Source organism: Streptomyces sp. NPDC058646 (assembly GCF_042716875.1).
GTDB lineage: Bacteria > Actinomycetota > Actinomycetes > Streptomycetales > Streptomycetaceae > Streptomyces.
Genome location: NZ_JBHXRK010000002.1, coordinates 92,968 through 111,886 on the forward strand (window position 1 = coordinate 92,968; position 18,919 = coordinate 111,886).

13 protein-coding genes are annotated in these 18,919 nt (G+C 73.0%); 4 read left to right on the plus strand and 9 right to left on the minus strand.

Annotation, left to right across the window (positions count from 1 at the left end; genetic code table 11):
• Window positions 1-76: 76 nt before the first annotated feature.
• The 3 genes from ACFWUZ_RS03960 to ACFWUZ_RS03970 form a co-directional block, all read right to left on the minus strand.
• The gene (locus ACFWUZ_RS03960) at window positions 77-937 is read right to left on the minus strand and encodes an NlpC/P60 family protein (RefSeq protein ID WP_384366598.1); all 861 of its coding nucleotides are present in this window, start codon (window positions 935-937) and stop codon (window positions 77-79) included.
• 229 nt (window positions 938-1,166) lie between these two features.
• Window positions 1,167-5,090: a helix-turn-helix domain-containing protein gene (locus ACFWUZ_RS03965; protein ID WP_384366601.1), complete on the minus strand. Its 3,924-nt coding sequence runs from the start codon at window positions 5,088-5,090 to the stop codon at window positions 1,167-1,169.
• A gap of 148 nt (window positions 5,091-5,238) precedes the next feature.
• On the minus strand, window positions 5,239-5,604 hold the full coding sequence (locus ACFWUZ_RS03970) for a hypothetical protein (RefSeq protein WP_384366604.1): 366 nt from the start codon (window positions 5,602-5,604) through the stop codon (window positions 5,239-5,241).
• Window positions 5,605-5,873: 269 nt separating this feature from the next.
• On the opposite strand from ACFWUZ_RS03970, the gene ACFWUZ_RS03975 reads away from it, so the two are divergent.
• Entirely contained in the window at window positions 5,874-6,596 is a 723-nt protein-coding gene (locus ACFWUZ_RS03975) for a helix-turn-helix domain-containing protein (protein WP_384366607.1), read from the plus strand.
• Window positions 6,597-6,708: 112 nt separating this feature from the next.
• Here ACFWUZ_RS03975 and ACFWUZ_RS03980 read toward each other — a convergent pair whose 3' ends face one another.
• Window positions 6,709-8,142, minus strand: a complete 1,434-nt coding sequence (locus ACFWUZ_RS03980; RefSeq protein WP_384366610.1) for a nucleobase:cation symporter-2 family protein — start codon at window positions 8,140-8,142, stop codon at window positions 6,709-6,711.
• Window positions 8,143-8,530: 388 nt separating this feature from the next.
• Here ACFWUZ_RS03980 and ACFWUZ_RS03985 point away from each other — a divergent pair, with 388 nt between their 5' ends.
• Both ACFWUZ_RS03985 and ACFWUZ_RS03990 read left to right on the plus strand, forming a co-directional pair.
• Entirely contained in the window at window positions 8,531-9,616 is a 1,086-nt protein-coding gene (locus ACFWUZ_RS03985) for a nitrous oxide reductase family maturation protein NosD (protein ID WP_384366613.1), read from the plus strand.
• Window positions 9,617-9,651: 35 nt separating this feature from the next.
• Window positions 9,652-10,722, plus strand: a complete 1,071-nt coding sequence (locus tag ACFWUZ_RS03990) for a methyltransferase (RefSeq protein WP_384366616.1) — start codon at window positions 9,652-9,654, stop codon at window positions 10,720-10,722.
• A 66-nt stretch (window positions 10,723-10,788) separates the two neighbouring features.
• Here ACFWUZ_RS03990 and ACFWUZ_RS03995 read toward each other — a convergent pair whose 3' ends face one another.
• Entirely contained in the window at window positions 10,789-11,046 is a 258-nt protein-coding gene (locus tag ACFWUZ_RS03995) for an acyl carrier protein (RefSeq protein ID WP_384366619.1), read from the minus strand.
• Window positions 11,047-11,082: 36 nt separating this feature from the next.
• The gene (locus tag ACFWUZ_RS04000) at window positions 11,083-12,225 is read right to left on the minus strand and encodes a SchA/CurD-like domain-containing protein (protein ID WP_384366622.1); all 1,143 of its coding nucleotides are present in this window, start codon (window positions 12,223-12,225) and stop codon (window positions 11,083-11,085) included.
• Between the two features lie 228 nt (window positions 12,226-12,453).
• Between ACFWUZ_RS04000 and ACFWUZ_RS04005 the strand changes: the two genes are divergently transcribed.
• Complete coding sequence (locus ACFWUZ_RS04005) at window positions 12,454-14,085, plus strand: FAD-dependent oxidoreductase (protein WP_384366625.1); 1,632 nt, start codon at window positions 12,454-12,456, stop codon at window positions 14,083-14,085.
• A 35-nt stretch (window positions 14,086-14,120) separates the two neighbouring features.
• Here ACFWUZ_RS04005 and ACFWUZ_RS04010 read toward each other — a convergent pair whose 3' ends face one another.
• The 3 genes from ACFWUZ_RS04010 to ACFWUZ_RS04020 all read right to left on the minus strand — a co-directional run bounded on the left by ACFWUZ_RS04010 (window position 14,121) and on the right by ACFWUZ_RS04020 (window position 18,649).
• On the minus strand, window positions 14,121-16,043 hold the full coding sequence (locus tag ACFWUZ_RS04010; RefSeq protein ID WP_384366628.1) for a helix-turn-helix domain-containing protein: 1,923 nt from the start codon (window positions 16,041-16,043) through the stop codon (window positions 14,121-14,123).
• Window positions 16,044-16,120: 77 nt separating this feature from the next.
• Window positions 16,121-17,500, minus strand: coding sequence for an MFS transporter (locus tag ACFWUZ_RS04015; protein WP_384367258.1), 1,380 nt, complete (start codon window positions 17,498-17,500; stop codon window positions 16,121-16,123).
• 579 nt (window positions 17,501-18,079) lie between these two features.
• Window positions 18,080-18,649, minus strand: coding sequence for a hypothetical protein (locus tag ACFWUZ_RS04020; protein ID WP_384366631.1), 570 nt, complete (start codon window positions 18,647-18,649; stop codon window positions 18,080-18,082).
• Window positions 18,650-18,919: the final 270 nt, after the last annotated feature.

Below are 18,919 nucleotides of genomic sequence, written 5' to 3' on the forward strand. Positions count from 1 at the left end.
CCGGAGCCCGTTCGGCGCGTACCCGTCGACGACCGCAGCGGCGGGCGGTGCGGCCGGCGGAGGGCCCCGGAGCGCGTCATCGCCTCGTGCAGGTGGGCACGCCCTCCAGCCAGGCGGGCCCCCGGACGTAGATGTTGCTGACCCAGGCTCCGTAGTCGGGCAGGTATGACCAGGCGTCGTTGGTGTAGCCGTCCGACGTGACCTCCTCCGCGTGCTTCTGGCACTCGACCCGGATCGTCGTCGGCCCCGGGAAGGCGTAGACGCGTTCGGCCCGGACGGACGGCTGGGCCTTGGTCCAGACGCCGGTGCCCCAGGTCCGGAAGACGTGCCCCGTCACGGGACCGGCGTCGACGCGGACCGCCCCGAAGTAGTCCGCGTTCAGCCGGACGTCACTGACCATCAGTTTCGTCCCGGACTGCCGGGCCTCCGCCATCTTGCCCGCGCCGAGGTAGACGGCGATGTGGTGCAGGTCCCGGGAGGTGCCCCACACCAGCAGGTCGCCGGGGAGCAGCGGGCCGAGGCCCTGGGCGGCGGTGAAACGTCCGGCGGCCCGGTGCGTGTAGTACTGGCTGCTGGCCACGCCGTCGAGGATGTCCGAGCCGGCGGCCTGGGCGTAGGCGTGGCGGACCAGCCCCGAGCAGTCGAAGCCCAGCCGTTCGGGGTCGTGTTCGCTGGCCGGGTCGCTCGGGTCCACCTGCCCGTACGTGGCACCCGGCTGCGGTCCGTGGCCGCCGCCCCAGGTGTACCAGACCCCGGCGTCGACCTGTGCGCAGGCCGCGGCGACGGCCCGTTCGGCCGTGGGGGAGGCGCCCGGCGCCCGTACGGCACACGCGCCGTCGGATGCGGCCCCGGCGGCCACGGCGGGCGACGGGAGGAGGAGGGACAGGAGGGCGAACAGGGCGATGAGCGGGCCGAAGAGGGCGGACCGGCGTGGCATGCGGACCTCGATTCCAGTGGATGGCCGAGTGGCCGTGTACTGCGGGGGGCCGGGGGCCCGTCCCCCACGGGGGACCCGTCGTGCGGCGGTCACCTGCGACGCAGCCTGCGGGCCGCCGCCCCCGCACGTCGAGACTCCGGCGGCGCCCCACCGGAACGGGCAACGGGAAACCCCCGGGGAAACCCCGCCCCGGGCGGCCCGTCGCCGGGGTCAGGACCCGGCACCCGCGTCAGGACCCGTCGCACGCGGGACCGGCTGAGCGGGAGGCGCCCGGCAGGAGCGCGGCCGCCTGCCGCGCCCCGAGGTCCGCGCGCAGCCGGCAGATCTCCGCCAGCCGCTCCCCGACGTCCAGGTTCCACAGCCGTACGGTGCCGTCGGTGCTGCTGCTGGCCACCGTCCGACCGTCGGGGGCGAAGGCGACGCTCCACACCGCGTTCGCGTGTCCCGTCAGCGTGGCCGTGAGCCGCCGCCCGGCCACGTCCCACAGCCGCACCGTGCGGTCGTTGCCGCTGGAGGCGAGGGTGCGCCCGTCGGGGGAGAAGCCGAGGCCCCGCGCGGAGCCCGTGTGCCCCGTCAGCGACGCCACCAGGACGTGCCGGCCGGCGTCCCACAGGCGTACGGTCCCCTCGTTGCCGCTGCTCGCGAGGGACCGCCCGTCCGGGCTGAAGGCCACGCCCCGCACCGCTCCCGTGTGCCCGGTGAGCGTGGCCAGCGGACGACGGGCCGGGACGTCCCACAGCCGGACCGTGAGATCGTCGCCCGCGCTCGCCAGGGTGCGCCCGTCGGGGCTGAACGCCACGTCGTTGGCGAAGTCCGTATGACCGCTGAGCGTCGCGAGCAGACCGCGGCCCGGGACGTCCCACAGCCGGACCGCACCGTCCGACCCGGCCGAGGCGAGCGTCCGTCCGTCGGGTGCGAAGGCCACCGAGAAGACGGTGCCGTGCCGGCTGGCGAGCGTGACCGGCGCCGTACCCGAGGCGACGTCCCACAGCCGGATCGAGCCGTCCGACCCGGCCGAGGCCAGGGTCCGTCCGTCGGGTGCGAAGGCCACCGAGAACACGGTCTCGGTGTGCCCGGTGAAGGAGGCCACGACCCGCCGCCGCGCCACGTCCCACAGCCGCACCGTGTGGTCGGACTCGGCGGTGGCCAGCAGCTCGCCCCCGGGGCCGTACGCGGCGTGCCAGACCTCGGTGAACGGACGCGCCGTCAGCACCCGGCCGCGCAGGTCCCACAGCACCACGGACTGGTCGAACCCGGCGGTGGCCAGCAGGGTGCCCGCGGAGTCCACGGCCACCCCGAGCACGTAGTCGGTGTGCCCGGCGAGCGTGGCGACGGCCCGGCCGCCGGGCACGTCCCACAACCGCGTCGTCCCGTCGCCGCCCGCGCTGACCACCGTCGTCCCGTCGGGGGTGTAGGTGACCGCGTTCACGTCGTCGCTGTGCCCGGTCAGCGCCGCGCTCTGGCGCCGCGCCGCGACGTCCCACAGCCGCACGGTCCGGTCCACGCCACCGGTGGCCGCCGTCTTCCCGTCCGGTGAGAACGCCGCGCCCAGCACCTCGTCGGTGTGCCCGGTGAGCACGGCGAGGGGCCGCGCCTCCACCGCGTCCCACAGCCGGACGGACCGGTCCGACCCGGCCGAGACCAGGGTCTTGCCGTCCGGGGCGTAGGCCAGTGCGTTGATCCTCCCGCTGTGCCCGGTGAGAGTGGCAGCCGGCCGGTGGTCCCCGGCGGTGTCCCACAGCCGCACGGCGCCGTCGGCGTCCGCCGAGGCCAGCGTCCGCCCGTCGGGCGAGAAGGCCAGCGCCCGGGCACCGGCCGTGCTGGCGGGGAGCTCCACCGCCGTACGGGGGTCCGCGAGGCGCCAGAGCCGGGCGGGCCCGTCCGTGGCCGTCGCCGCGAGGGTGCGGCCGTCGGGGGCGAAGGCCACCGAGCGCACCCGGCCGGGCAGGGTGAACGTCGCGGTCGTCACGCGGTCCGCCACCCGCCGCACCGTCACCGTGCCGTCGGAACTGGCCGTGGCGAGCAGCTCGCTGCCGGGGGCGAAGGCCACCGCGTTGACCGGACCGCCGTGCCCGCCGAGCCGCGCGACGAAGGGCTGGGCCTGGGTGCTCAGCAGTGCCCCGCGCGCCTCCGCGGTCGCCTCGGTCCCGTACGCCGCCCCGGCGAGCAGCATCGACCGCTCCGGCTGCCCGGCGGCCAGCGAGGTGGACTGCAGGGCGAGGGCCCGCGACCGGGCCACGCGTTCCTGGGCGAGGGCGCCCGCGCGCTGCTGGTACGCCAGCCCGCCGGCGGTCAGGGCCAGCGCCAGCAGCACGACGAGGGTGGCCAGCATGCCCTGGCGCAGCCGGACCTGACGCCGTGCCTGCCTCGCGCGGCCGTCCTCGGCGTCCTGGCTCGCCCGCAGGAAGTCCGCCTCCCGGGGGGCGAGCCGGCTCCGGCCGTCGAACTCCTCGGCCCAGGAGCGGACGTTGTCGAGCCTGGTCCCGCGGTACAGGATCGAGGGGTCGCGGCCCTCCCGCTCCCATTCGTCGGCGGCGTGGGCCAGCTGCTGGTGGATCAGCAGCCCGGCCCGGTCGGCGTGGATCCAGCCGTGCAGCCGGGGCCAGGCGTGCAGCAGCGCCTCGTGGGTGATCTCCACCGTGTCGCTGCCCACGGTGATCAGCCGGGCCCGGACGAACGGGTCGAGGGCCGCCGCCACCCCGTCGGGGTCGGCCAGTTGCTGCATCAGCGCGGTCCGGCCGATGCGGCGCCGGGTGGCCCCCGTACCGTCGGCGACGTGGACCAGACGGACCAGGATGCGGCGGATGGTCTTCTGCTCGGCCGGGTACAGCCGGCCGAACACGGTCTCGGCGGTCCGGGCGATCGCCCCCCGGATGCCGCCGCTGTGCTCGTACCCGGCGACCGTCAGGGTGGCCCCCTCGCGCCGCTGCCAGGTGGCCATCAGCGCGTGGGACACCAGGGGCAGCGCAGCGGAGGGGGTGTGGCCCGGCATCCCGCCCGCGCCGGGGGAGCCCGGCTCCTCGCGCAGTCCGGCGTCGCGCAGGAGCAGCGGGACGAGACCGGGTTCGAGGGTGAGACCGGCGAGTTCCGCCGGGCGCGTGATCGATTCCCGCAGCTCCGCCACGGACATCGGAGGCAGGACGCACAGCCCCTCGGTGAAGACGGAGGCCAGTTCGGGCAGGTCCAGACAGCTCCCGGAGAAGTCGGCGCGTAATCCGAGCACCACGACCGCGGGATCGAGGCCGGCCGTGTCCGGGCCGGCGGTGGCCACCGAGCGGAGCACGCGTACGAAGGCGCGCCGCTCCTCGTCGTCCGGGCAGAGGGTGAACAGCTCCTCGAACTGGTCGACGATCAGGACCGGGCGGCCTGGCGGCGGCTGCGGGCCCCCGGCCGCCGCGGGGCCGGTGCCCGAGAGCCGGCGGACGGCTTCGAGGAGCGTCCGCGGCCGGTCGCGCACCTCCCGTACGGTGACGCCGAGATCGCTGCCCAGCGCCTTCGCGGCGCGGTCCAGCAGTTCCTCCAGCGGATGCGCGGTGGGAGTGAGGGCGACCACCGGCCAGTCCTCGGCGCCCGGCATCGGGAAGCCCCCAGGGCGCCGGAGGGCCGGTACGAGGCCGGCGTTCAGCAGGGAGGACTTGCCCGCGCCCGAGGGGGCGACCAGGAGCAGCGGCCCGTTCCCGATGCGCTCGAAGACCCGCTCGGCGAGTTCGGAGGTGGCGCGCTCCCGGCCGAAGAACCACGCCGCGTCCCGGGAGGTGAACGCCGGCAGGCCGCGGTAGGGGCAGTCACCCTCCGACTGCGGACCGGGCGCTTCGGTTCCGCTTCCGTTTCCGTCCCCTGCCCCGACGTCGGCGCGTGCGTCGCCGTCGGGAGATTCACCCTCCCGGGCCATCCGCAGAAGCCCACCCTCTGCTCGCAGTACCTCGTCGCAGCGACGCGCGACATCGACGGTGACGCGCTTCGAGCCGGTCTCGATCTTGCTGAGGTAGCCCTTGCTGTAGTGCGTCTGGCGGGCCAGGTCGGCGAGCGACAGGCCGCGTTGCACCCGAAGACGCCGCAGCTGCGCGGGAAACGACGGCGCGGCGTCCTCGGGTGGCTGGTGCTGGTGATCGGTCTTCTGCCGGCGGTCCGGATCCCCCACAACATCCCCCATGGCACAGCACAACCAGGCAGCGAGATGACGCTTCCCAGGCTACAGCGGGGGTCGGACGGACGGCCAAGTCCCGGTTCCGGTATGACGAGAACAGGTGTGTCCGGAGCCCTGGTCGGAAGCTCCGGACACCCCCCCCGTCAGGCGGCGGTCACGGCCGGTTGAGGCGGATCGAGTTGATCGGCCCGAGGTCGGCGTACACGCCCTTGCCTGCCTCGATGAGGTAGCCGCAGCCCGCGCCGTTGTACCCGCTGCACAGGTTCGCGCTCGCGCCGCCGGTCTGGTTGTTGAGGACCCAGTGGTTCCCGAACTGGTTGCTCAGGTTGTGGGCCCCGTAGGCGTAGAAGATGTGGGTCGGCTTGACGGCCGGGTTCTGGTTCTGCGGGTAGATGCAGACGGCTCCGTCCGGGCATCCGGCCCAGGGCGAAGCCGGAGCTGCCCCGGCCGTACCGTTGAGCGCGATCACGGCGACGGCGGCGGTCGCGAGCGCGGCGGCGCCGCGGAACATCTTGCGCATGATTTCCCCTCGTGGGTCTTGCCTCGTGCTGACACCTTCAGCCTGTCCCGGGGCCGCCCGGGGGTCGACGTGTTTCCTGTTGCCCGTCGGCGGGCCGGCCGGGAAACCGCGCGTGACCTGCCCGGACGCGCTCGTGGAGGCAACAGCCCGGAAGGAGGATCCGCTCCGCGGAGGCAGGACGACACGAGAATCGCCGTCCTGGATGTTCATCCACCGATCCGTCTCCCCTCGGGCGCCGCCGTCCGAGGGTGCTGCGAGGTGTCTTGTACGTGTACAGCACTCCGTTCTCCCCCGCGCAGGCCCGGTCCGCGCGCGACCGCATGGGCCTGACCCCGGCACAGGTGGCCCACTCGATGGCGGCCTGCGGCGCACCCGTCCACCCCCAGCTGGTGGTGGCCTGGGAGCAGGGCTCCCACGTGCCGTCCGACCGGCAGCTCTTCGCCCTCGCGGATGTCCTGTGGTGCGGGGCGACGGCCCTGATGGGCGTGGAACCGCGGACCCTGGCGGAGCACCGGCTGGCCCGTCAGCTCACCGTGGAACGGCTGTCGTACCGCATCGGCATGGACCCGGCCGAGTACCGCGCGGCGGAGGCCGAGCGCCGGTGGCACGGCGACACCTGGCAGACCCGGGCCCTGGTCGAGGCGCTGGGACTGTCCTTGCGCAAGCTCATCGGGATCATGGGCCGCGGCGAGGAGCTGGCCGGCCACCTGCGGTCGGCCGTGGGCGGGCGGTGGAAGGCGCACGTGGAGCCGGTGGCGGAGATCGCGGTGGTCGACGCGACCAGCGTGGGCGACGCGCTGCGCACGATGCACGGGGAGTTCGGGCAGTTCGCGCAGCGGTACATGGGGCACCTGGTCGCCCTCAACGACGACTCCCGGCTCAAGGAGACGGCGGCCGAGCGCGCCGCATACCTGAACCGGCTCGTGGACCACTTCTGGGAACTGGTCGGCGAGGCGGGGGACGCGTCCCCCTTCCCGCCGGGTGCCTGTTGACGGGCCGCCGGGCGCCACGGCGTGCCCGCGGCTTCCGGCGGGACCGGAACCCGCGGGAGGCGGGGGGAGCGTGCCGGTACGTCAGGGCGCCGGCTCCTGGCACGCCGGGCCGTCAGCGGGCCGGTGCGCCGGGCAGGGGATCCGCCGGACCCCCGTCCGCGATCCGGGCCCAGTCGATCTCCATCGCGGTGCGGCTGGTGAAGACGTTGAACAGCAGGTTCAGCGCGATGGCCGTGAGGGCGCCGAGGGTGATCCCGCTGTCGAGCACCGCCCGGACGCCGTCGGGCATCCGGTCGAAGAAGGGGCCGACGGTGGTCGGCAGCAGCGCGGCACCGAGACTGACCCCCAGGATCAGGGCGTTGCGTTCCTCGCGCAGATCGGCCTTGGCCAGGATCTGCACGCCGACCGCGGCCACCATGCCGAACATCGAGAGCGCCGCGCCGCCGAGCACCGGGTGGGGGATCGCCGCTACCAGGCCGCCCGCCTTCGGCAACAGCCCCAGGACGATCATGAACAGGCCGGCCGCGACGACCACGTACCGGCTCATCACCCTGGACATGCGGACGAGCCCGATGTTCTCGGCGAAGGCCACGTACAGAAAGGAGTTGAGGATGCCGCCGAGGACCGTGGCCGCACCGTCGGCGCGCAGGGCCCGCGCGACGGTGTCGGTGTCCACCCGCTTGCCGGTGATCTCACCGATGGCGTAGACGTCCCCGGTGGTCTCCACCATGGTGATGAGCATGACCACGAGCATCGCGGCCACCGGCAGCAGCTCGAACCGCGGCATGCCGTAGTGGAACGGGGTGGTGACGCCGAACCAGGCGCTGTCCCGCACCGCGGAGAAGTCGGTGTCGCCGAGGAACCAGGCCACGGCCGTCCCGGCCACCGGTCCCAGCAGCACGGCGAGGCTGCTGAGGAACGGCTTGCCGGCGCGGACCACCGCCAGGACGAAGACCAGGGTGCCCAGCGCATACGCGAGGTTCTCCGGGGATCCGTACGCGGGGGTGCCGATCAGCTGCGCGCCGCCGGCCGCGTCCTGCAGGGCCACTGGGATCAGCGTGATGCCGATGATCGTGAGGATCGTGCCGATCACGACCGGGGGGAAGTACTTCGCCAGTCGGCTGAAGACCGGCGCGAACAGGAACGTGGCTATTCCGGCCGTGATCACCGCACCGTAGACGACGAGCAGGCCGGCGGTACCGCCGCCGGCGCCCGTGCCGATGGCGATCATGGGGGAGACCGCGGTGAAGGTGACGCCCTGGACCAGGGGCAGCCGGGCGCCGGCCTTCCAGACGCCGAGCGCCTGGATGATCGAGGCGATGCCGCAGGTCAGCAGGTCCGCGTTGATGAGGTGGACGAGTTCCTGGCGGGAGAGGCCCAGGGCGTTCCCGAGCAGGACGGGGACGATGACCGCCGCCGCGTAGAACGCGAGGACGTGCTGGAACCCGTAGAGGGTGAGGCGGGGGAGCGGGAGCAACTCGTCGACGGGGTGCGCCTGCTGGTGCGGAGCGTGCGGGGAGGAGTGTCGGGGGAGGCGTCGTGCCATCTCTGCCTTGCCTTCGCGAGGTAGGTGAATGAGAGAGGACCGCCGCCCTCCGGTCCCGGGTGGCGGGAGCCGGCTCGTACGGAGCCGACGTCGGGCGGTGTTGCCGACAGCACGTCGCTCTGCACTGCGATTGCGTCCTGGATTCGCAGGACGTCCTTCGATCGACATGGCGGAGCCGTGTTGGTGCATGGGATCCGAAGGGATGGTCGATCGAGGGCGTCACCATAGCCAAAGGGTGTGTTTCCTCGCGAGTAACCGCGGCGGGGGAGTGCGCGGCCTGCGCCGCCCGTGGCACTTCCGGTATGAAAAAGAGGCCGTTTGCGCGCCATATGTATCCATCTGCTTACCCAAGGTGGCGAGAGGGGGTAGTCGCCCATAGCTTCGGAATGTGACGAACCGACAGCTGAAGTACCTCGCCTGCATCTCCGTCGTCATGGCCACGGGAATCGGCGCGACCGCGCCGACCGCGACCGCCAGCGCGGCGGCGGCCAGACACATGGTGCACGCGGGTGAATCGATCCAGGAAGCGGTGGACGCCGCAAAGCCGGGAGACGTCATCACCGTGATGCCCGGCACCTACCGCGAGAACGTGCTGATCACGAAAGGGCTGACCCTGCGCGGCTGGGGAAGGCAGACGGTGATCATGCCGCCGGCCGCCCCCGCGCCGCTGCCCGCACGTGCCGCCACCGCCTGCTCGCAGGCCGACACCGGAATCTGCGTCATGGGCACCGCGGAGCAGACCACCGACCGGGTGACCATCAGGTCGCTGACCCTCTCCGGCTTCAAGCGCAACGGTCTGTGGGCCTCCTACACCGACCGGCTGACCGTCGAGCGCGTGATCTCGGAGAAGAACGGCACCTGGGGCATCGCGCAGGAACGCTCCACCCGGGGGGTGTTCCGCAAGAACGTCGCCCGGGACAACGCGGAGTCCGGCATCTTCATCGCCAACACCGTCGAGCGGGAGGGTGGCGCCATCGACACCCTCGGCGCCGTGGTCCGCCGCAACACGCTGACGGGGAACCGCATCGGTGTGACGGCCCGGCGGGTCAGGAACCTGACGATCAACGACAACACCCTCACCGGCAACTGCGGCGGCGTCTTCGTCGTCGGGGACGAGGGTGAGCCGGGCGCCGGAGACATGACCATCCGGGGCAACCGGATCCACGCGAACAACAAGTTCTGCAAGGGCAACAGCCGCCTTCCCGACATCCAGGGAGCGGGCATCGTCCTCACCGGAGCGGAGGAGACGACCATCCGGTCGAACTCCATCCGCGACAACGTCGGCGCCGCCCCGATCTCCGGCGGAATCCTGCTCTTCAAGAGCTTCGTCGGAGCCCAGAACACCGACAACGTGATCAGGGACAACGTGGTCCGGGGCAACAAACCGGCGGACCTGGCCAACCAGGGCACCGGCACGGGCAACCAGTTCCTCGGCAACAGGTGCGAGACCTCCCAGCCCGCAGGGATGTGCTGACCGGTGTTCCCCGTGATCAGGAGAGACGAGGCCGAATGACCACCGTGAGCCCCACCCCCGCCCCGGCTGCGCCCCCCGCCCCTTCCGCCGCTGCCGCCCCGCCGCCGGGCATGCGGCTGAGGGAGCTCGTCTTCGGGGCCGCCTGCGCCGCGGCCGTCCGAGCGGCGGCCCGCCTCGGCGTCGCCGACGCCCTGGGCGAATCGCCCGCCACCGCGGCCGAACTCGCGACCGTGCTGAACGCCGAACCGCAGCCGTTGCACCGGCTGCTCCGCGCCCTGTCCTGCTACGGGGTCTTCGCCGAGACCCCGGACGGGAAGTTCGTCCACACGGAGATGTCGCGCCTGCTGCGCGAGGACGACCCGAACAGCCTCCGGTACATCTCGCTGTGGTGCACGGAGCCCTGGACCTGGCAGGCCTGGCCGCTGCTCGACGAAGCGGTCCGCTCCGGCGGGAACGTGTTCGAGGGCGTCTTCGGGAAGGGGTTCTTCGACTACCTCCACCAGGACGCGCACGAATCGGCCCACGTGTTCAACCGGGCCATGACCACCTCCAGCATGCAGTCCGCCCTCGACGTCGCCGCCCTCCTCGACCTGACCGGGGTGTCCTCGGTGGCCGACATCGGAGGCGGCCAGGGGCACGTCCTGGCGAGCCTGCTGGAGAAGCACCCGACGGTACGCGGCACCCTGCTCGACCTCCCCGGGGTGGCGGCCAAGGCCGACGCCCGGCTACGGGAGGGCGGCGCCCTCGCCGGGCGGGCCGCCATCGTCCCCGGCGACTGCCGCGAGACCATCCCGGTCCAGGCCGACCTCTACATCATCAAGAACATCCTGGAGTGGGACGACGACAGCACCCGCCGGACCCTGCGCAACGTCGTCGGGGCAGCCCGCCCGGGGGCCAGGGTCGTCGTCATCGAGAACCTCGTCGACGACACCCCGTCGATGAGGTTCACCACGGCCATGGACCTGATGCTGCTGCTCAACGTCGGCGGTGCGAAGCACTCCAGGGAGAGCCTCGTCACCCGGCTGACGGACGCCGGGCTGGTGATCGGGGAGATCCGCCCCGTGAACGCGTACCTGCACGCGTTCGAATGCAGCGTGCCCGGGTGACTGCGGCCCTGACGGCCACCGCACTCCGAGTCCGGCCCCGCGCCGGTCTCGGGGTGCCGGGGCGCGTCAGGCGTCCGTCATCAGGCTGCCGTTGACGAGGCTGAGGAACTCCCGCGGCGTCTTGCAGCGGTCCGCGTCGGCCGGCAGCGGCCGGCCGTGCCGGTTCTCCAGCTCACCGACGATGCCGAGCAGCCCCAGCGAGTCGAGGCCCCACTCCTCGAAGGCCGCGTCGGGACGGCTCGCCATGTCGACGGGGTCCACGGTGATGCCGGCGCCCTTCTTCATCAGGGCGGCCAGCTCTTCGACGGTCAGTTGAACGGTCATGACGGGGTTCTCCTTGCCTGAGGTGGAGCGGGCGGGTCAGACCGCCGCTGTGGTCCGGTCGGTGATCCGGCGCATGGTGGCCCGTTCGAGGAAGCGCGCGACGCCCCGGTCGGTGGCGAGGAGACCCTCCTGGGTGCCCGTGGTCCCGAAGCCGTCGCCGTCGTCGAGCAGCCTGGCGAGGACGGCCGCCTTGCGGTCGCCCTCGATGCCGAGCGCCAGGGCGGGCCGGGCGTCGAGCGGGCCGCGCACGTCGAGGAGGCGTACCACGACGTCGTCGCGCTGGAAGACGGTGCTGCTCTCCACGGGGCTCGTCAGGTCGTCGACGGCCGCCTCGTCCTGGCGCGCCAGCAGCCGGGCGAGGGCCATGCCGCACCCGGCCTTGGCGGGGTAGAACAGCGCGTGGCGCCCGACGGCCCCGGACTCGTACCCGCCCGTCGCGATGTGGTGCACGGCGGGGAGGGCCGCGCGGGTGAAGAACACCCGCGCGGCCGCGGGGTCGTCGAGGTCCCGGGACTGCTCCAGGTACGGGTTGAGGGCATCCTCGAGAGCCCGGACCTCGGGCTGGCGGGCCACGTGCCGCAGCGCCGCGAGGAGGTCGCCCTCCACCTCGATCGCCCGTACGACGCGGTTGCCGTGCATGAACAGCGAGGTACGGCGCAGCCGGGTGCTCTCGTCGACGCGGGCCTGCGGGGAGTCGTACCCGGCCAGCAGCTTCGCGACGACGGACTCGCTGCCCGGCTTGACGGTGAACGTGAGGGCGTGGCGCACCACCCCGTCCCCGCGCCGGGGAGCGGCCTGCAGGCGGCCCTTGACGGGCACCGGGACGTCGGCAGCCGCCTTGCCGCTCTCCTGGAGGACGCTGAAGCGCAGTGAGCGGGTGTCCCGGACGCAGCCGTGCAGCGGCTGGACCGACCGGGCGTGCTCCTCGCTGTTCAGCCAGGCCAGGAACGGCGGTGCGCTCTCCCATTCGCTGGTGATGAGCCATTGGGAGGGGTTCTCGATCGACTGGCACAGCTCGTCGCTGATGTGCCCGGGGACGGACGACACCTGGTCGCGCAGGTTCTCGTACACCTCCAGGAACTGGTTCTGGGCCCCGTCGTACAGGTCCAGCAGCAGCACGACCCGAAGCCTGGAGCCGTCGAAGGCGGACTGCGATATCCGTTCCGACAAAGTTGTCATCGTTCTCACTCCTTCGAGACCGAGCGCCCGCCACGTCCCGTGGCACGTCGTCAGTCGTCGGTGGAATCCGCGTGGGTGATCCGCCTGCGGATGCGGTCGGTCAGGCCCCGAGTCACGGTGGCGCTACCCGAGACCGATCGTGGTCCGGTCCTGCGGCGGGCGCGAGAGGGGAGAACCAAGCGGGTGAATGGGCGGGGGAAACCCCCCACATAAGGGCATGAAAGACCCATGACGGAAAACGTTGACCACCGTGTGCCGGTCCTCATCGTGGGTGGCTCCCTGGTGGGCCTGTGCACTTCCCTGTTTCTGGGCCGCCTCGGCATCAGGCACATGCTGGTCGAGAAGCACGCAGGTACCTCGATGCATCCCCGCGGACGCGGAATCAACGTACGGACCATGGAGGTGTTCCGGGTCGCCGGCGTGGAGGCGCAGATCCGCGAGGCGGCCTCGGTGCTGTCGGACAACCACGGCATCCTGCAGGGCGGCTCGCTCACCGGTGACGACCAGGAGTGGCTGTTCGAGGAGATCGACCCCGGAGGTGCGATCGCCCGCTTCAGCCCCTCGACGTGGTGCCTGTGCAGCCAGAACGACATCGAGCCGGTCCTGATGTCCGTGACCCCCTCCCTCGGAGCGGACCTGCGGTTCTCCACCGAGCTCCTCTCCTTCGACCCCGACGAGACCGGGGTCACGGCGATCGTGAAGAACCGCGACACCGGAGAACACGCCACCGTGCGGGCGGACTACCTCGTCGCGGCGGACGGGCCGCGCAGCCCCGTCCGTGAGCAACTGCGCATCGGACAGAGCGGCACCGGCGACCTCTTCCACAACGTGAGCATCACCTTCCGGTCCCACGGGCTCACGCGCATCGTCGGCGACCGGCGCTTCATCGTCTGCTACCTGACCACCCCCGACGCGGACGGCGCCCTGCTGCCCGTCGACAACCACGAGCAGTGGGTGTTCCACGCGCCCTGGCACCCCGACCGCGGGGAGACCCTCGAGGACTTCACCGACGAGCGCTGCATCGACCACATCCGCCGCGCGGTCGGCGCACCCGACCTGGACGTCACCGTCACCGGCAAGGCGCCGTGGCACGCCGCGGAGCGGGTTGCGCGCCAGTACGCCTCCGGCCGGGTGTTCCTTGCCGGCGACTCCGCCCACGAGATGTCCCCCACCGGGGCCTTCGGCTCGAACACCGGCATCCAGGACGCGCACAACCTCGCCTGGAAGCTGGCGGCCGTACTGGAGGGCTGGGCCGGTCCGAGCCTGCTCGAGACGTACGAGGCCGAGCGGCAGCCGGTGGCGCAGGCCACGAGCGAACGGGCCTCGGCCCGCTCGGCGGAACACAGCCACCCGGGCTACGCACCCGCGCCCGGCTCCGCCGGTGCACGGCAGGGCGGCGTCCTGACCGTGGCCATGGGCTACCGCTACAACCAGGGCGCCGTCGTGGGCACGGACCCGGACCAGCCGGTCGTGCCCGAGCGGATGCAGCTGACCGGCGACCCCGGAACCCGGGCCCCGCACATGTGGATCGGCCGCGCCGGCGAACGGAGGTCCACCCTCGACCTCTACGAGCGCTCCTTCGTCCTGCTCAGCTCCGAGGGCACCCCCTGGCGGGCGGCGGGGCAGGAGGTCGCGGAGCAGCTGGGCATGCGCCTGGACGCGTACGCGATCGGCATCGGCGCGGACGCCGACCTGATCCCCGAGAACGGGGCCGACTGGGCGGAGGTGCACGGCACGCACCCCGAGGGCGCGGTGCTCGTCCGCCCCGACGGCTTCGTCGCCTGGCGGTGGACGCAGGTGGTGGACGACCCGGCGGCCGTCCTGTACGAGGTGGTGAGCACGCTGCTCGGCCGGTCCTGACCGTCCGGGACGGCCCGCCCGGGGCGGGGCCAGGCTCATGCCGGGCCGTGACCGCCCGGGGCCAGGCGGTGGAGCCGCAGGGCCAGCTGGAGTTCGAGCCCCCGCTCCGGGGCGTTCCAGTCCCGGCCCAGCAGCCGCCCGACCCGTTCCAGGCGCTGGACCACGGTGTTCACGTGGACGTGCAGGACCTCCCTGGTCCTGGTCAGGCTGGCGCCCTGCGCGAAGTACGCCTCCAGGGTCGCGGTCAGATCGGTCCCGCGGGCCGTGTCGTAGTCCAGTACGGGGCCCAGCGTCCGGGCCACGTACCCGGCGACATCGGCCTGGTCGCCGAGGAGCACCCCGACGAAGCCGAGGTCGGTGAGGGCCCCGCCCCCGCCCGTGCGGCCCAGCGCCCGCAGCGCGGACAGCGCACGCTGGGCCTCCGCGTGCGCGGCCGGCAGGCCGCCCGGCCCGGCGGCGGGCCCGGCCGCGCCGACGGTCACCTCGGCGCAGACGGCCCGGCCCAGCTCCGCGGCGAGGTCCTGGGCGAGGGGGCCCGGGTCCCGGGCCGGGAGGACGAGCACGACGTGTTCGTGGTGGAGTCCGGCCAGGCCGTCGTGGGCGCGGGCGCCGCGGGCCGCCGCCGTGAGCAGCCGGTGCCGGGGCACCGCCGCGGCGTGGACGACGAACACCGACTGCGGCAGCCCGAGGTCGACGCCCGTCCGCCGGGCCCGGGCGGCGAGGCCGCCGGGGTCCCCGGCGGCCGACAGCAGATCGCCCAGCAGCTCCCCGCGGAGCCGGTCCTCCGTCTCGGCGACCGAGCGGCGCAGCAGCAGGAGCAGGGCGGCCACCACGCTCGCCCGCTCGAACAGCAGCCGGTCGGCGTCCCCCAGGTCGGGCCGGCCCGTCAGGGCGATGCTGCCGAGGAGTTCGGGCCCGGCCAGGACCGCGCACACCCAGGTCCCGTCCACGGGGACGGCCCGGCCGCCGGCTCGCGAGGCCGCCACCGCCCGGGCCTGCGGAGGCAGCGGATCCGCCCCGGTCCGGGCCAGCTCGGCGCCCTCCGCGTCGTGGATCAGGACGCCGCCGTCCAGGACGGCGGCGATCTGCGCGGCCACGCCGGTGGCGTCGCCGCCGCGCAACACCAGGTCGGTGAGCTGGTCGTGGGCCTGTTCGGCACGGCGCAGGGCCTCGCTCTGCGCGCGGATGGTCCCGGTGGCGGAGTTGAGGTCCACGAGCGCGGCCCGGGTCTCCTCCAGCAGCCGGGCGCCGTCGATGGCGATGGCGGCGTGGTCGGCCAGTGAGGACAGGAGCGCGACCTCGTCCGGCGTGAAGGTGCGCGGGGAGCGGTCGGCGGCATAGAGCACCCCGATGACCTGGGCGCCCACGCGCAGCGGCACGCCCAGGATGGCCCGGAGCCCCTCGTCGAGGACGGCGCCGTCGATCGGGGCGGTGTGGCGGAACCGGGTGTCGGCCCGGTAGTCCCCGGTGGCGTACGGGCGGGCGGTCTGGGCGACGAGACCGCCCAGCCCTTCGCCCATGCCGAGCCGGACCCGCTGGAAGGCGGCGGCCACCGAACCGTCGGTGACCCTCATGTACGTGTCGCCCGCGGCCTCGTCGTTGAGGGACAGGTAGGTGACGTCCGTCCCGAGCAGCAGCTTGGCCCGGTGGACGATGGCCCTCAGCACGGCGTCCAGATCGCGCAGGGCCGCCAGATCGCTCGCGGTGTCGAAGAGGGCGGTGAGCTGGGCCTCGCGCCTGCGGTGCTGGCCGAGCGTGCGGCGGATCCGCAGGGCCACCTCGGTGGCCTCGGCCAGTGCGGCGAGCTCCTCGGGGCCCGCCCCGGCCTCCACGGCCTCGGCGGTGGGGCGGCCGAACTCCTCCGAGGGGGCGCCGTCGGCCAGCAGGCCGAGCAACTGCCGCACACCGGTGCGGGCTTCGTGGTGGGCGGAGCCGGAGCCTGTCACGGAGCGGAGCATACGGGGAGGCCTCCGGTGGCTGCACGGCCGGTGGTGGCGGGTGGGGCACGGGGCCGGCAGCGCGGTGCCGGCCCCGGTCAGCCGGCGGGCGCGACCGGGTCGCGGCTGCCCTGCCGCGGCAGCGCGGCGGCCTGCGCGGCCTCGGCCAGGTCGCGTCCCCGGGTCTCCTTCGCCACGAGCACCGTCAGGGTGGTGACCAGCGCCGTCAGGCAGAGGTAGACGGAGACGGGCACCGACGAGTCGTAGTCCTTGAGCAGTTCGACCGCGATGACCGGCGCGAGCGCGCCGCCGATGACGGAAGCGAGCTGGGACCCCAGGGAGGCGCCGGAGTAACGGACCTCGGTGTCGAACATCTCCGAGAGGAAGGCGGCCTGCGGACCGTACATCGCCCCGTGCAGCAGCAGCCCGACGGTGACGGCGAGTGCGATGACCGGGAAGGACCTGGTGTCCAGCAGGGCGAAGAAGGCGAAGGCCCAGCCGGCCGTCCCGACCGCGCCGATCAGGGTCACCGGCCGGCGCCCGATCCGGTCGGAGAGCGCGCCCCACAGCGGGATGGTGACGAAGTGGACCGCCGAGCCGATCAGTACGGCGTTCAGCGCGTCGCTCTTCGGCAGCCCCAGGTGGGCGGTGACGTAGACGAGCAGGAAGGCGGTGAGGACGTAGTACGAGACGTTCTCGCCGAGCCGGGTGCCGATCGCGGTCAGCACCTGGCGCCGGCCGGTGCGCAGGACCTGGAGGACCGGGGGCCTCTCCCGGGCGCCGGCCGCGGCTGCCGCCTCCGCCTTGCGCCGGGCCTCCAGGAAGACCGGGGACTCCGAGACGGAGACGCGGATCCACAGGCCGATCACGACGAGCACGCCGGAGAGCAGGAAGGGGATCCGCCAGCCCCAGGCGAGGAACGCCTCCTCGGACTGGACCGCCGCCAGGAGCGCCAGCACACCGGTGGCGAGCAGGTTTCCGCCGGGCGCGCCCGCTTGCGGCCAAGAGGCCCAGAATCCGCGGTGCCGCTCCCCGCCGTGCTCGGAGACCAGCAGGACGGCCCCGCCCCATTCCCCGCCCAGCGCGAACCCCTGGACCAGACGGAGCAGCGTGAGCAGAACGGGTGCGCCGGCCCCGATGGAGGCGTGCGTGGGCAGCAGACCCATCGCGAAGGTGGCCCCGCCCATCATCAGCAGGCTCACCACCAGCAGCTTCTTGCGGCCCACCCGGTCGCCGAAGTGACCGAAGACGATCCCGCCCAGGGGCCGGGCGGCGAAGCCGACCGCATAGGTCAGGAAGGCGAGCATCGTGCCGACCAGCGGATCGCTCGACGGGAAGAACAGCGTGTTGAACACCAGGGCGGCCGCGGAGCCGTAGAGGAAGAAGTCGTACCACTCGATGGTGGTCCCGACGAGGCTGGCGGCGACGATCCTCCGAATGCCTGACGGGGCCGGCGTAACCGGTGCGGGGGAGACCATGTGCACCACTTCCAGGGTGTCTGCGGGGACGTCGGTGTGGCCACAACGTAGAAGTCCGCAGGTCAGCGGTATATGTGGCGTGCCATCACAATCAACCCCACCTGAGTGTGTCCGACCACCACTCGGCCCGAACTGATCCCCTCCGACCCCTCCGGAAGCGGGTGGGAAGCCCCTGCCGGAATTGCAGAGTTGCGCCTCTTTTGGGGAGGCGGTGCTGGCTCCCGTGGTGGTTTGGCGCTGGTTACGCTGCGTTGAGCATGACGCGTTTGTGGTCGAGCTGACGCAAAGCGGAAACGGCAGAGAAGTGTCGTTTTGACTCGTCTCTCGGGTCTGCTTCATGCCTGGCGTCGTCTGGTACGCCTCGGTGTCCCATACCGAGCAGCAGGTCCTGAACGAGGTCGGGCGAAGTCCCATCGATGGCGTCCCCGGTCCTCCCGGCCCGATGCTCTACCTCGGCTGCGGCCGCGCGGACCGGCCTTTCGCTACCGCCGACTGGAGCGTCTACCTCGTAGCCCGTTGACGTTCGGTACTCGCCTCGTCGGATGTGGGCAGGGCGGTCGGCTGCGAGGAGTGGCTTGGTCAGCACAGGAGATGGCGTCCGGCCGTCGCCAGTTCTGGAGCCAAGGGTCGCTTGCAGACTGTGCAGCGCAGGGCGCCCGGCGGCAGTCGAGGTGCCGGCAGTGGCTTCGGATGCCGGTCGGCCTCTTCGCGTCGCTGCTGTGCCTCGCGCAGCTGGCGGGCGCACCGCGATGCGCTCTCCCGCCGCTCCGCTGCCTCCTCGCCGGCTTCCCGCTGGGAGTCGCTCAGCTTGTGTTGCAGGCTCGGAGGCAGCACGGCGCCATGCCGGTCCAGGTCCAGCTCGCCGAGCGGTACGGCCTGCCGTTCCAGGTCGTCGAGCGCGCACGGCGGATGGCGCAGACCGAACACCGCCGGGTCCTTCACCTCCCACCACTGGTGCACCTTCTGGTGCGCCCGGCCGAAGGCCGTCCACGCCGTGCCCTTGGACGGGACGTAGAACCACACCGGCAGCCCCTCGGACAGGACGACGTGGGGGAAGGGCACACCGGGCCGCCAGAACCAGACATCGACGATGCCCTGCCGTCGATAGTCACCGTGTCTGGCGCGCCACGAGTCATCCGTCATGAGCATCCGCTGCGCCTCCAGCGCGAGGCGAGTGCCGTCCTCCAACCGCACGGCAACGTCTGCGCGGCGGTCCTGGTCCGGGGTCCACTGCTCCAGGCCTACCGCGGCTGTGCCCGGGGCGGCCACCCTCTGCGGACCCCGGGCATCCGACGCCATCGCCCGGACGACCTGGGGGATTTGGCGGCGCTCGCCGCTTCCTCGGCTGTGCTCGACGAGCGGGCCAGGGACATGCCATCGAGCCTTCCAGCGGCATCGCGTCGTGACGGGCATATAGCC

What these genes read in the sequence shown, in the direction of transcription:
- ACFWUZ_RS04010 (WP_384366628.1), bottom strand. Translation starts at nt 16,043, where the DNA reads ATGCTCCGCTCCGTGACAGGCTCCGGCTCCGCCCACCACGAAGCCCGC.
- ACFWUZ_RS03980 (WP_384366610.1), bottom strand. Translation starts at nt 8,142, where the DNA reads ATGGCACGACGCCTCCCCCGACACTCCTCCCCGCACGCTCCGCACCAG.
- ACFWUZ_RS03965 (WP_384366601.1), bottom strand. Translation starts at nt 5,090, where the DNA reads ATGGGGGATGTTGTGGGGGATCCGGACCGCCGGCAGAAGACCGATCAC.
- ACFWUZ_RS04005 (WP_384366625.1), top strand. Translation starts at nt 12,454, where the DNA reads ATGACGGAAAACGTTGACCACCGTGTGCCGGTCCTCATCGTGGGTGGC.
- ACFWUZ_RS04020 (WP_384366631.1), bottom strand. Translation starts at nt 18,649, where the DNA reads ATGCTCATGACGGATGACTCGTGGCGCGCCAGACACGGTGACTATCGA.
- ACFWUZ_RS03990 (WP_384366616.1), top strand. Translation starts at nt 9,652, where the DNA reads ATGACCACCGTGAGCCCCACCCCCGCCCCGGCTGCGCCCCCCGCCCCT.
- ACFWUZ_RS03960 (WP_384366598.1), bottom strand. Translation starts at nt 937, where the DNA reads ATGCCACGCCGGTCCGCCCTCTTCGGCCCGCTCATCGCCCTGTTCGCC.
- ACFWUZ_RS03995 (WP_384366619.1), bottom strand. Translation starts at nt 11,046, where the DNA reads ATGACCGTTCAACTGACCGTCGAAGAGCTGGCCGCCCTGATGAAGAAG.
- ACFWUZ_RS04015 (WP_384367258.1), bottom strand. Translation starts at nt 17,500, where the DNA reads ATGGTCTCCCCCGCACCGGTTACGCCGGCCCCGTCAGGCATTCGGAGG.
- ACFWUZ_RS03970 (WP_384366604.1), bottom strand. Translation starts at nt 5,604, where the DNA reads ATGCGCAAGATGTTCCGCGGCGCCGCCGCGCTCGCGACCGCCGCCGTC.
- ACFWUZ_RS04000 (WP_384366622.1), bottom strand. Translation starts at nt 12,225, where the DNA reads ATGACAACTTTGTCGGAACGGATATCGCAGTCCGCCTTCGACGGCTCC.